This window comes from Rhizobium sp. Root491 (assembly GCF_001427205.1).
GTDB lineage: Bacteria > Pseudomonadota > Alphaproteobacteria > Rhizobiales > Rhizobiaceae > Agrobacterium > Agrobacterium tumefaciens.
Window position 1 is genome coordinate 155,376 of record NZ_LMFF01000020.1, and the last position, 12,892, is coordinate 168,267.

The following is a 12,892-nucleotide window of genomic DNA, read 5'->3' on the forward strand; positions in this document are numbered from 1 at the left end:
TTCACAGGCTTATTTCCATTGGATTTATAGATCACGTCCGTTGAACGCGGAATCGCGTTTAGGCCCCCCTTACTGGCGGAATTCTGATTCCAGCGCTCCGATTGGTGATTTGGTCGCAAGCAACATGGCCTGAGCTTTCAACGACGGTCTGCGTAGCCGCGTTCTAGCTGCGTCACGGGATGGCATATCGGCGCGCTCAGCAGCGTCCAGATTTGGGATTGGTGTTTTGACAGCCACCGCGTGGATTGCGAGCGCGCAGGAAAGCCGGCTGAGCCCGGCGAAACAGGGACGACTCCGTCCGCCAGGGCGGCCTCTATCCGGCACTGAAGGATCTTAGTTGAGCCTACCCGCCCTAGGCGACAGCCAACAATGTGCGCACAGGCTGAAAGACGCAGTCTCGACCACCGATGAGGAAACGGTACACCTCGACTGCGATTCCAGAACCGCCGCCAGGATTTTTCGGGCCATCGTCGAGGCTTATTTGCGCTTCCGCCGCAACTCGTCGCCATGGATGCCAAAGTGCTGGATGATCATATCGACGTTACGGCGGTGCGATTTGAAATAAATATCAAACAGATCACCGAAGACAGGAACACTTCCTACAAGAGCATCCATGGCGATGTTGCCAACCATTCGCGCAAGCTTTTCCTGCGGCACACCAAGGCGGCGCGCTTCATTGACGATATACAGGCCGACAATAGCACCCGCACCATCACCAATCAGTGGCAGCAAACCCATGATGGAATCTGCACCAAAACGGATTCCCGTGCCAGGAATGCGGATCGCTGTGTCCATCATACGAGCGATGCCCGACAGCCGCCGCAGACGGCGGAGCCGCTCAGCACTATCCACGAAGTCGTCCGATGTGCCGTGGGCGTTCCACGTTCTCGCTGTCATACAATCGTGCTCCATAAAAGAGATATGCCTCAGCCTAATATGAATGGGGATGTGGAGAGTTGCGTTCAAGAGCGTTGCGCAAGCTATCTCCATCCATTGAAACCGAACCAGTTACGCTCAATCGCCTCGATCCTGCCTATGTGACAGCACCAATCGCCCTTCATCGCTCAGCCCCTACACCCCTTTTTCGATTCCGATAGGCCACAGTAATTTTTAAGAAATATTTTCCCTTACATTGGCGCTACTACAGGACTGCTAGGTCGAGAGAAAGATGTGAGGCACGCCCTTGCATCTTTAACGTCTTTCGCGAGTTAAAGCTGATCTTCATAAAGCAGATGCGGACATGGCACATATTTTTTGAGTTCATCGGTGCATCTAAAGGCGGACTGCTGATGGACACTGGCGCTTTAACAACAAACGACATCGGAAAACTTATGGCCGTTTCTCATCAAGGTCCGCTGGCTAACACCAGGCTTTCTGGACGAACGATTCTCATTCTGATTGGCGTCGCGGTCATCCTGCACGTGGGTCAGGAAATCTTCGTGCCATTAGCCTTGGCTCTCCTCCTGACATTCACTCTGGCACCTATTGTCTCTTTTCTCCGAAAACACTCTGTGCCCAAGATTGCCGCCGTTATTTTGGCGGTCGCCTCAGCCTTCATGGCAATTGCGCTGTTCAGTTTCGTCGTCGCCACGCAGGTGACAAATCTTGCCGAAAACATCCCGACATATCAGCGCAATATCGTCACCAAGGTTCAGGCGCTCAGCCAAGCCGGATCAGGCAATGGTGTGCTCGAACATCTGAGCAAGGTTGTCGAGCGTGTCGGCGCCGAGTTGCAGACACGCGCCGTCGAAAGTCAGGACGAGCAGTCGACCGCACCAACCATGCGAGAGCCGATGCCCGTTGAAATCGTCACGCGATCCCATCCGGTCGAGACACTTGGCAATTTCATTCTTCCGCTTATCAGCCCGTTTGCAACGGCAGGTTTGGTCATCGTTCTTGTGATTTTCATGTTGATCGAGCGCGAGGACCTTCGCGACAGGTTTATCAGGCTGGTTGGACTTGGTGACCTGCATCGCACGACGGCAGCGCTGCAGGACGCTGGAAAACGGGTTGGGAAATACCTTCTGATGCAATTGGTGGTAAATGCCCTTTACGCCTTTCCCATCACCATTGGGCTTTGGGTGCTTGGCATTCCGAACGCGATTCTATGGGGTCTGCTGACGCTGGTTCTGCGTTTCGTGCCCTATATTGGTCCCGTTATCGGAATGGTGTTGCCGCTGTTCCTCGCCCTTGCAATCTCTCCCGGCTGGTCGTTGGTCGCGTGGGTCGCGGCACTTTTCATCATCACCGAACTGATCAGCAATAACGTCGTTGAACCTTGGCTTTATGGTAGCCACACCGGCTTGTCTCCGATGGCGATCATCGTCTCCGCAATCTTCTGGTCCTGGCTCTGGGGACCGCTGGGGTTAATGCTGTCGACACCTCTCACGGTGTGTCTGGTCGTTCTTGGCAGATATGTCCCCGAGTTCAGTTTTCTGGACGTTCTGCTCGGAAATGAACCAGTCCTCCAACCGCAGGAAAAGCTTTACCAGCGGCTGCTCTCCGGCGACCCCAACGAAGCCACTGACAACGCCGAAGAGTTTCTCGAAGAGGAATATCTCATCGACTACTACGAAAAAGTTGGTCTTCCTGCCTTGATCCTGGGCGAAGCGGACCGCCAGCGCGGCGTGATGACAGAGGCTCAGATCGCGCTTCTTGCCTCCAGCGCCCATGCCCTCATTGAAAATCTTGCAGAGATTGCGAGCGAAGAGGAAAACGAGGGAATGTCGGAAGACGAACAGACTTCAGCGCCAGAGACCAAAGAAACAATCGCGCTACCGGACGGTAAAGGCAGATCCATTCTATCCCTGGGAGGCCGAGGGGCCATGGACGATGCAGCGTCTGCGATGTTATCGCAAGTTCTCTTGGTTCAGGGTGCACAGATCAGACAAGCAGACTATACAAGGATTGAAGGGCGAGATTTGAAGGCTCTGGTAGCTGACGATATCGACACCGTTGTCGTTACGTTTCTCAATGAGAACTCGAAATCGCACGCACGACAGATCGTCCGTCGTTTGAAGCGTGTAAGACCTTCTCTTCGTGTCGGCATATTGTTGCCGATGGGAGAAAGCGGGCGCGAAGCGCCAATCGACCCTCAAGACATAAGCGCCGACTTCGTTGCCGCTTCGCTGACGCAGGCCGTCGTGTCGGCCCTGAGCGACACAGGCCCTGTGGCCTTGAAAAGCCCCGTGAGAAAAGTGGCGCGCCAGCGCCGAGTGCCGCCGGTGGCTGCCTGAACGCAGCCACGAGAAGTCTGTCGATGTTACCAAGGGGCACGCATCTCGTCTGATAACGCATAGGACCACCCGAAAGCTTCGGCGCCTGGACTTGCGCACGCTCATCACCGCCCAAACCCGTGTTCTGGAAAAAGCACGATGCATCGATACGAAGATTGAAAACGTTCTGGACGCGTCTCTAGGTATCTACGGCGAACTAAGAGCAGTCAGGCCTAAAGCTTGACAGTTGCGACATCAAAAGCGGCCTGCGGTTGTAAGACCTTTCAGCTTGGAGTCGCCCCTTGCTGAAACTTGGATTTGAGCCACTGATGTATGGATGACGTTCCCGCCAACAGTGAACCGCCGTCCTTTACAACACCGCCATTGAGGGAGGTAACAAGCGCTCCGGCTTCCTGGGCAATGATCTTTCCAGCCGCGTAGTCGTAATGGCTGAGGCCGTCTTCGAAATAGCCATTTAGCCTGCCCGCGCCAACATATGCCAGATCAAGTGCGGCCGAGCCGAGTCTGCGGATGCCTGCTGTCTCGTTGGTGATGGTATCCAGGGCCCGGAAGAAACTACTGCGGTCCATCGACTTCAACTGTCCGTGGATCGGCATAGATAGAGATATGATGGATTCTTCGGGCTTTTTCTCTTCCAACCGTGTCAGCTCCTTACCGTTCATCCGGGCACCCTGCCCTCGAACTGCCGTGAATATCTCGTCCCGCAATGGGTCAAGGACGACGCCCAGTATTTCGCCATCGTCGTCGCAAAGAGCGATGCTGACAGCAAAATAGGGAATGCCCCAGATGAAGTTGCTGGTTCCGTCGAGCGGGTCTACCACCCAGCGGCGTCGTGCGTCTGGCTTGCGCGTACCGGTTTCTTCACCCACGAAACCGTAGCGATCACCTGCCCTTGCCAGAACTGAGGCAATAGCCTCCTCGGCAGCAAGATCGGCCTTGGACGCATAATCACCCAAAGCTTTTCGTTGAACACTATCGCGGGACATGGCGCCGAAATGCGTCTTCAGTTCAGCGCCTCCGGCAAGTGCGGCGGACAATGCAAGCTGCATCAGTTCGTCAAGCGACAAGTCCGCCATCTCATACTCCCGAGGGTAGAAAAGTTATCGTCTCGAAATCCACACCGACGCGCGAGTCGAGATCGAGTGCGTGTCGTGTTTCCACCGAGATGGTCGCACCGTTTTCAAGTCGAAGGCTTTGCGTCCAGGCCTTGCCCATGAAGCGGCGATCTTTCACCGTTGCACTGACGAGTGCGCTGCCGTTTTCGCGGGTCATTACCTGTTCGGGACGTACGACAAGTGTCCCTTTACCGCGGTGGCCGCTTCCTGTGATAGGAAGTCTCGATCCGTCAGCCATATGGAAGCCGGCCTCATCAAATTCTCCCTCCAGAAAGTTTGCGCTGCCGACGAACTCGGCAACGAAGCGGTTCGCCGGTCGCGAATAAATTGTTTCGGGATCTGCAAGCTGCTGCACGATTCCATTCTGCATCACGGCGATCCGGTCCGACATTTCGAGGGCTTCTTCCTGATCATGCGTCACATAGATTGCTGTCAGACCGAGCCTCTTCTGCAGACTGCGCAGTTCATGGCGAAGAGCCACGCGAAGACGCGCGTCAAGGTTGGACATGGGCTCGTCCATGAGAAGCAGCGGCGGGTTGATGACGAGTGCACGCGCCAGCGCGATGCGCTGCTGCATACCCCCACTCATTTCTGCGGGATAGCGTTTCTCGACGCCGTGAAGCTCGACCTGGGCCAGTGCGGCCCGAACCCTTTCAGCAACTTCGTTCTTCGGAACCTTACGCAGTTTGAGCCCGTAAGCGACATTGTCGAACACGGTCTGGTTTGGCCATAGCGCATAGTTCTGGAAGACGAAGCCGATATTTCTGTCCCAGGCGGCGAGCGAGGTCACGTTCTGCCCGTTGAACAGGATTTTTCCGCCGTCGATTGGGTGAAAACCTGCAATGGCGCGCAAAAGTGTCGTCTTGCCGCAACCGGACGGCCCTAGCAGCGTGAAGAATTCGCCGGGCCTGATCGTGAGGCTGATGTCTTTCAGAACTGCATGATTGCCAAAGGTCTTGGAGACGGCGCCGATGACGACTTCGCAGCCTTGGGTTGGAGTTTTGGAAGATGAGGTTTCAACCACCGGATTTTCCTCGAATTTGGCCGTAGCGGACAATGAAATAGAGAGGGATGTAAATGATCAGCATCAGCAGGATGGTCTGTGCTGCGGAGACACCGAAATCGGCATCGACTAGCGTGTTCTCGAAGATCACGGCTGTCATCGGCTTCCACGGCGGACGATAGAGAACGATGGTAGACGACAGTTCCGTGACGATGTGAAGGAAGGTGAGCGTTGCACCGGTTACCGCCCCCGCCAGAACCAGAGGTGCCGTTATGGTGAAGAAGACCCTGAATGGACGCGCTCCAAGACTGATTGCGGCCTCTTCGAGAGCCGGGTGAACGCGCCTCAGGGCCGCCTCTGACGCCTTCACCGTAAAAGGCAGGTTACGAATGAGATAGGCAAGGAGAAGGATGAACCAGGTGCCGGTCAGTTGCAGCGGCGCCTTGTTGAACATCATGATGAGACCGATACCAAGCACCGTGCCGGGAATGACGTAGGGCATCATGACGGTGAGGCTGAGAACGGGGGCGATGATCCGGTAGCGCTTGCGTATAATAACATATGCAATCCCCAACCCGATCGCTGTTGCCGCCAGCGTTCCGGCAATACCAAGCGACAAGGTCACCCAAGCCGGCCCCATGCCGGTGCGCCACATAGTGGCGTAGTTTTCCAGCGTAAAGTTCGCCCTGGGTAGACCGACCCGCCATTCCATGAAGCTGGAAACCAGCACCGTCAGGTGAGGTGTGAATGCCATGAGAAGGGCAATGATGACCGCGCCAAGCACTGTGACATGAGCAAGAGGCGATAGCGGCTTGCGTTCCAGCGCCCGCGACGACACCACGGCAAAACCGCGTCGCGCCAAATAGATTTGCTGCGCCATGAGGAAGAGGCTCGAGATGGTGATGAGCACAATCGATCCTGTGGCCGCAAGCGCCGGATTGCGCCCAGCCTCGCTCAGGAAGGACGTATAGATCAGAACCGGCAGTGCATTGACATCGAGGCCAATGATGCGCGGCGTTCCGAAATCAGACAGGGCTGCCATCGTTGCCAGATAGAGACCGGTGATGATGCCGGGAAGTGCCAGCGGAATTTCGACCGTCATGCGCACACGAGGCGGCTTGGCACCAAGGCTTTCCGCTGCTTCGATATGGCCAGCGTCCAAACTCTGAAACGAGCTGTGACTGAGCAGAAAGATGATTGGAAAGACCAGCCAGGTGATGACCCAAATGACGCCATGCAAGCCGACAATCGAGACATCGAGGCCGAGATAGTTGGTCAGAACGCCGTTTCGTCCCAGAAGCAAGCGCCAGGCGTATGCCCCCAGAAATGGTGGAGACACGGACGCCATAGTGACAAGAAAGACGATAGCAGTGCTGCCCGCGACCCGGTAACGTGCGATAAGGTAAGCCAGCGATACGCCGATCAAAGCGGCAAGTCCGGTGGACGTCAACGCGATCAGCAGGCTGTTTACCGTGGCGGAAAGGGTTTCCGAGCGTGTAAAGAAATCGGTATAGTGGACAGCAGAGAGCGACAGCGATTTGTTTTCGAAGGTGATGTAGGCGTTCGCGGCATGTGAGAGCAGGACGGCGTTGAGCGACTGCGCCTTGATATCTAAAGGCGCTGGTGCAGTTGTCGCGAATAGCCCCCGGGGCGCCTGCTGCGAAAGCGTGAACCGAGCCGAGCCCAGATCGAGTTCAAGTAAACCTGCCTCGTCCTTATCAACCGAAATCGGCTGTTGCGAAGAGAGGCGCAGCGTTCGGTCATCCTGGACGTCTACAGTCAGACTGTCAGTCGAACTCAGCGTTATCGCAACGCCGTCAGAAAGTTTAGCAACGCTGTATCGGGCGGTCATTTCCGGGACGAATTGCAAGCCGTCTTTATTATGCAGAAGAGTAAAACGGCCGCCCTCCTCCAGGAGGGAGGCGGCCATGAGGCGAACCTGCGGGACAACAATCGTCAGGCCGCAGAGCACGAGCGCGACGATTGAAAATATCAGCCAATTGTCGCGCAGCACCTTCATTTTCCGCGAAGCTCCTGAAAGCGAGCCACGACCACAGGGCGCGGATCGACAGCGGATACGATCGTGAGCGTAGCCATGTCAGGCAGAGCGGCGGGAGGCGTTACATCCTTGCGTGCCGAGCGTCGAACGGTGGCGTCGCGAACAATTTCATGCGCCGTCTTGCTGCCAAGGAAATCGATGAAGCTCTTGGCGTCTTCGATGTGCTGCGCGCCCTTGACGATGGCTTGCGCATCGATCTGGCCGGTAACCGCATCGGTCGGATAGACGATTTCGATCGGCAGACCTTGAGCCTTCCACTTGGCACCCAGATCCTCGTTAATCCAGCCAACTGCTGCTTCACCGTCGCGTACGGCGTTGAAGGCATCATCGGAACCGGGAGCAATGCGAGCACCCTTGGCCATTTGACCGACGAAACCCCAACCGAAATTGCCAGCAAGAGCGGAAAGAATGACATAGCCGGTGCCGGATTTTGCAGGGTCTGGAATAATCAGGCCACCGTTCTTTGCGAAGTCCTGTGAGACGAGATCTTTCTGCGTCCTGGGTATGGAGCCGGCCTCGACGCGTTTGGTGCTGACGACCAGCGGCTGCAGCAGCACCGTGAACGGATGCCAGATGTGATTGGGATCGTTAGTCACCATGTCGGCGTCGGACTTGCTTTCGAACGATTGGAAGAGCGCTGCATTCTCTTCGAAGGTCTGCGTCGGTCCGCCCCACATGACGTCTGCTGAGGAATTGCCACCTTCTGCGCGCAGGCGCTCGATCAGCTCGCCAGTACCGCCGCGCACGACAGTCACCTTCACATCCGGATTTTCCTTGGCAAAAGCATCGAGGATGGGGGCAGATGTCGCCTCCCCATGAGCGGTGTAGACCACCAGTTCTCCGGCATTCGCAACACTGATGATCGACGCCGACGCCAACGCGCCCGCTATGATACGCCGCAAGGTCCATTTCAGCATGACTATGTTCCCTTTTTAAAGTCACTGAGAAGAAGGCGACCCTATTAATCCATTTACCAGATTAAAAATCAAGCCGCCTTTTCTGCGGAATTATGGTCCTTGCGTTACAGTATTATGACTGAAGGCTAAGATTATCTGCATTGCGAACTGCTTGACGCCCATAGGCTGGGCTGATAAATTCCATTTAATTTATTAAATAGGAATTGGCCCCGATGAGCTTGATGGGCAGCAATCACACATATTCCGGCCGCTACAACCGTCGCCTCGTTTTCGATCTTATCCGATCTGGCAATGGCATAAGCCGGCGTGACCTTGTTGATGTGACAGGCTTGAAGCCGCAGACCATGTCCAATATCTGCAAGGACCTGATAGACCGTTCAGTGGTTGTGGAAACCATCCAACAAGAGGGCGCGCGCGGTGCGCCGCAAAAGAAGATGTGGGTCAGGGCCGAGGCCGGTTGCTGCCTGGGTATTCACGTAGATCGCGACGGGCTTCTGGGCATCGTCTGCGATCTGGCGGGGCAGGAGTTGGGTCGCGAAACCGCATCCGCATCGCTCGAAGATCCATCCGACACCATCCGTGCCATTGCCGATATGACGCAGCGTCTGCGGTCGGTTACCGTGGATCGTCCCGCCTGGGGCATCGGCATCGCGATGCCCACATTGCAGGAGGCGGAATTCGAACATCCCGTCGGCCCGCCGGGTTGGGATGCGTGGAGCCGTATGCCGGTGGCAGAAGCCATCGAAGAGGCATGTGGCCTCCCCACCATCGTCGAGAATGACGCCACAGCCGCAGCAGTTGCCGAACTGAGGGTGGGAAGTGCCGGAGGACTGAGCCACTACGTCCATATTTTCGTCGGGCACGGACTTGGGGCAGGCATTATCAATGACAGCATGCCGCTCCAGGGATTTTGGAACAATGCCGGAGAAATCGGTCTCCTGACATGGCCGGCGGAACTTGCCAATCCAGATGCGGGGAAACAGACACCGTTTTCGATCGACGAGCTCGCAGCGATGCTGTCGTGCGAAAGCAGGGAGATTGCGCGGCCTGGGGCATTGGAGAAACTTTACGCTCAACGCGACAGTGTTCTGATGCGATGGCTCGATCTCAATTCAAAGCGCCTGCGGTTGCTGGTGTCGCTGCTTGAAAACATCATGGACCCGCAGACCATCGTGGTTGGAGGGCACTTTCCACCAGCGCTCATCAATTCCCTGATCGACCGGGCCTATCCCCTTTTGCCGTCAGTCAGCGCCCGAAGCCACCGCGAAATTCCCCGGCTGTGTGCTGGCGCTCTAGGGCCGGAGGCCGCCGCGATCGGCGCTGCCATGCTACCTTTGATTGCTCATGGCAGCCCAGACTTCAGGCGCCTCTCATCCATGCGCGGACGCAGCCAGACGATTGATTTCGAAAGACGCTTCGATCGGGTCGCAGGCGCGCCAACGGATGACGACACGTCATCCTGATTTACATAACTCTTGCCGACAGGACTAAAACATGAAAATCGCAATTGCCGGGCTCGGCTTTCGGCTTGCCAATGTCATTGCCTCCTTCCGCAAGGCCTGCCCTGAACTGGAAATTGTCGGCTTGATGGACCCGCAGCCTGCTGGGCTGCCAGCCATTCAGTCCGCAGGCATGGCGGCGCCGCGACGTTTCGAAACCATCGAGGCTATGCTGACGCAGACGAAGCCGGATCTTCTTATGGTCGGCTCGCCCAATCTTTTCCATCTGGAACATATCACCGCCGGATTGCGCGCAGGCGTGCGGGTTTTCACGGAGAAGCCGGTGGTGATCGACGAAAACCAGACGATGACGATGGCGCGTTTGCTTGCCGAATATGGCGATGAAAGCGTTATGGTGGGGCTCGTTCTGCGTTACTCTGACCTTTATCGGGATCTGCGCGCAGCGCAGACGCAAGGTCAAATCGGCGCCATCACGTCGATTGAGGCATCCGAGCATATCGCACCCTACCACGGAGCGTTCTTCATGCGGGACTGGCGACGGCATACGCGCTATGCCGGGCCGTTTATCTTGGAGAAATGCTGCCACGATCTCGACCTCTATGGCAGCGTTGTTGGGCAGCGGGCGATGGCCGTTGCCAGCTTCGGCGGCCGAAAGTCGTTTATCGCGGAAAACAAACCGGATCAGTTCTCCGCGTTTCAACAGCGGGAATTCTATAAAAAGCCGAGCGGCTGGCTAGAGGGTGGCGCGGTGTTCGAGAGTGATGGCGATATTATCGACTATCAGACCGCGATTATCGAATATAGTGGCGGGGCGACGATGACGTTTCATACCAATCTCAACGTTCCAGATCAGTTCCGCCGCTTCTGCGTGATCGGTAGCAAGGGAATGGCCGAAGGCGATTTCATCCGCAATCGCTTCGAGGTGCACTCTGCAATAACAGGCGAAAAGCTAGTCGAGCGGCGTTACGAGGGGCACGAAAGCGATCACTATGGCGCAGATGATCAGATGGCCTCGGATATCTACAGGCATCTGACCGAGGCCTCTCCCCTGCCCGTCAATATCGTCTCAGCCTTGGAAGCGGGGCTCGTCGCGATCAAGATCGATGAGGCACGCCGTGTCCGGCGCACCATCGAGCTTGCTGAAACCTGGCAGCGCTTCGATGACGCGCTTCGCACCCCTCATGTGGCTGCCTGAGGCCGCGATTATGACCATGCCAGCGTCTTTATCATCCGTTATCATCCGCAACGCCCGACCGTCCGATGAGACGGCGATCCTCGACATATGTGTGCGCACTTCGGATCGAGGCAAAGACGGATCACAATACTACTCTGACCCGAGACTTCCCGGACTCTTATGGGCGCTGCCCTATGTCCGCTTCTGCGCAGAAACTGCATTCGTGCTGACGAAGGATGACGTCGTCATGGGCTACTGTGTCGCCGCACCCGATACGATTGCCTATGAAAATTGGCTCGAGGCCGCATGGTGGCCGTCCTTGCAGGAAGAGCTCCGCGATTTCGAAACACGGACAGTAGAGGATGAGAACGTTCTTTCCTATATTCGAAGCGCAAGAAAGACCCCGGCTGAGGTCACGCGGCCCTACCCCGCCCATCTGCATATCAATCTTCTGCCTGAGATCCAAAATGGCGGCCATGGGTCGTCGCTACTGCGACATCAACTGGATTCTTTAACGAGGTCTGACGTAAGAGGCGTCCATCTAGGCGTTAATCAGTATAACGAAAAGGTCGTAGCATTTTACGCCAAATTCGGCTTTGTGGAAATTGACCGGACACCATCGATCGTGATGGCGAAGCGGCTGATTGAATAAAATACTTAAAGCGCGTCGCGATTTCTAACGTCGCTCTTCAAGCTGTAGCGCCTTTTGCTTTCTTTTGTCGAAGCTCGAGGATAACCAAAACTTTCCAGAAATGATTTTCATGACGAGCTGGCTTTTATAGTCCATTCCGTTTTGCGACAAAGTGTCTTTTCGCCCTGAAGGGGTACGAACCTGCCGCACGTCATTTGTTGTCAGACTTTTTGGAGCAGTTCCATTGGCTTAGAAACACAGTGGAATGGACTCAATCGAAAATTATTGATGAGTTTCGTTTAGGTGTTCAGCGCGTTATTGAGGTCGTGCAGTCCGACCATCAGCATCATGGGATCGGACGGAGAAGACAGGAAGCCGACGGCTTCGTAGAAGGCTCGTGCGTCATCAGAAATCGCATGGACCAGCACGCCGCGGATCCCGAGCACTTCAGCGGCATTCAGCAGGCGCAGACCCGCGTCGCGCACCAATGCCCTGCCGATACCACGCCCTTGACAGGATTGATCAATGGCGAGGCGGCCAAGCACTGCAACTGGGATTGGATCAGGCATATTGCGCCGAAAGCGGCCAGGCACTTCCGGCGGTTTCACGGAGCCAGAGGCCAGGGCGTAGTACGCGATGACGCGGCTCTCGTCGCACACGACAAAGGTCCGCGACGCGCCGCCTGCTTGATTGGCCCGGGCACGGCGCCGAAGCCAGTCGTCCAGTTCAGGTACTCCAGAATTGAATTCGGCCAGTTCGTGATGATCGGCCAGGGGGACTGGTGCGCTGAGAGTCACGCCTCATCCCAGGGCGCTTTGGTCGACATCGTGCGCTTTAGACGCTCATTGGGCTGTGCAGGCGCATCGAGACGGGCAAGATATTCGGCATAAATTTCGGGGCTCACAGTGACGATTGTACGGTCGAGCAGCACCTCCTCCGCACGGCGCTCGGAAGCTTCCAACATAAAATCTGTGCGCGTTTTGCCGAGCAACTCTGCGGCGCGATCGATCAAGTTGCGAGTAGCAGGTTTGATGCGCATATTCAGCGGCACACTTGCGTCCGGGCTCTTACCCGTGTGTGAGGTCGGCATGGGAAACTCCTATCCAAGCGCATTTATATAGCGTAACGACATTATCTTTACAAGCATCGTAAAGATAATGTCGTTACATTCGCCTGCGGACGAGCGCACGACAGACGGCGGCTTGAAGCATAACCTCATGGGATGTTGTCACGTTAAGTTACCTAGGCCGAGAAAGGTAGCGGCTCGAATTTTCAAGCGATGCAGGCAGCAATTTTC

11 protein-coding genes are annotated in these 12,892 nt (G+C 56.1%); 4 read left to right on the forward strand and 7 right to left on the reverse strand.

Annotation, left to right across the window (positions count from 1 at the left end; genetic code table 11):
• Positions 1-477: 477 nt before the first annotated feature.
• Complete coding sequence (locus ASD46_RS25945) at positions 478-897, reverse strand: DUF4112 domain-containing protein (protein ID WP_003517171.1); 420 nt, start codon at positions 895-897, stop codon at positions 478-480.
• 434 nt (positions 898-1,331) lie between these two features.
• Between ASD46_RS25945 and ASD46_RS25950 the strand changes: the two genes are divergently transcribed.
• Entirely contained in the window at positions 1,332-3,236 is a 1,905-nt protein-coding gene (locus tag ASD46_RS25950; RefSeq protein WP_060643022.1) for an AI-2E family transporter, read from the forward strand.
• 263 nt (positions 3,237-3,499) lie between these two features.
• On the opposite strand, the gene ASD46_RS25955 is transcribed toward ASD46_RS25950, so the two are convergent.
• Genes ASD46_RS25955 through ASD46_RS25970 form a run of 4 tightly spaced genes read right to left on the reverse strand, consistent with a single transcriptional unit; the run spans position 3,500 to position 8,330 of the window.
• Positions 3,500-4,312, reverse strand: coding sequence for an inositol monophosphatase family protein (locus ASD46_RS25955; protein ID WP_060643023.1), 813 nt, complete (start codon positions 4,310-4,312; stop codon positions 3,500-3,502).
• A 1-nt stretch (position 4,313) separates the two neighbouring features.
• A complete protein-coding gene (locus tag ASD46_RS25960) occupies positions 4,314-5,375 on the reverse strand; it encodes an ABC transporter ATP-binding protein (protein ID WP_060643024.1) in 1,062 nt (353 codons plus the stop codon).
• Positions 5,368-7,374: an ABC transporter permease gene (locus ASD46_RS25965; protein WP_060643025.1), complete on the reverse strand. Its 2,007-nt coding sequence runs from the start codon at positions 7,372-7,374 to the stop codon at positions 5,368-5,370. The genes ASD46_RS25960 and ASD46_RS25965 overlap by 8 nt, the downstream gene beginning before the upstream one ends.
• A complete protein-coding gene (locus ASD46_RS25970; protein WP_060643026.1) occupies positions 7,371-8,330 on the reverse strand; it encodes an extracellular solute-binding protein in 960 nt (319 codons plus the stop codon). The genes ASD46_RS25965 and ASD46_RS25970 overlap by 4 nt, the downstream gene beginning before the upstream one ends.
• 212 nt (positions 8,331-8,542) lie before the next feature.
• Between ASD46_RS25970 and ASD46_RS25975 the strand changes: the two genes are divergently transcribed.
• The 3 genes from ASD46_RS25975 to ASD46_RS25985 are packed head-to-tail and all read left to right on the forward strand — an operon-like array spanning position 8,543 to position 11,616.
• Positions 8,543-9,793, forward strand: coding sequence for an ROK family protein (locus ASD46_RS25975; RefSeq protein ID WP_060643027.1), 1,251 nt, complete (start codon positions 8,543-8,545; stop codon positions 9,791-9,793).
• 31 nt (positions 9,794-9,824) lie between these two features.
• A complete protein-coding gene (locus ASD46_RS25980) occupies positions 9,825-10,985 on the forward strand; it encodes a Gfo/Idh/MocA family protein (RefSeq protein ID WP_060643028.1) in 1,161 nt (386 codons plus the stop codon).
• Positions 10,951-11,616, forward strand: coding sequence for a GNAT family N-acetyltransferase (locus ASD46_RS25985; RefSeq protein ID WP_081308998.1), 666 nt, complete (start codon positions 10,951-10,953; stop codon positions 11,614-11,616). The genes ASD46_RS25980 and ASD46_RS25985 overlap by 35 nt, the downstream gene beginning before the upstream one ends.
• A 278-nt stretch (positions 11,617-11,894) precedes the next feature.
• Here ASD46_RS25985 and ASD46_RS25990 read toward each other — a convergent pair whose 3' ends face one another.
• Both ASD46_RS25990 and ASD46_RS25995 read right to left on the reverse strand, forming a co-directional pair.
• The gene (locus ASD46_RS25990) at positions 11,895-12,392 is read right to left on the reverse strand and encodes a GNAT family N-acetyltransferase (RefSeq protein WP_019565755.1); all 498 of its coding nucleotides are present in this window, start codon (positions 12,390-12,392) and stop codon (positions 11,895-11,897) included.
• Complete coding sequence (locus tag ASD46_RS25995; RefSeq protein ID WP_019565754.1) at positions 12,389-12,685, reverse strand: DUF1778 domain-containing protein; 297 nt, start codon at positions 12,683-12,685, stop codon at positions 12,389-12,391. Before ASD46_RS25995 ends, ASD46_RS25990 begins: the two co-directional genes overlap by 4 nt.
• Positions 12,686-12,892 lie beyond the last annotated feature (207 nt).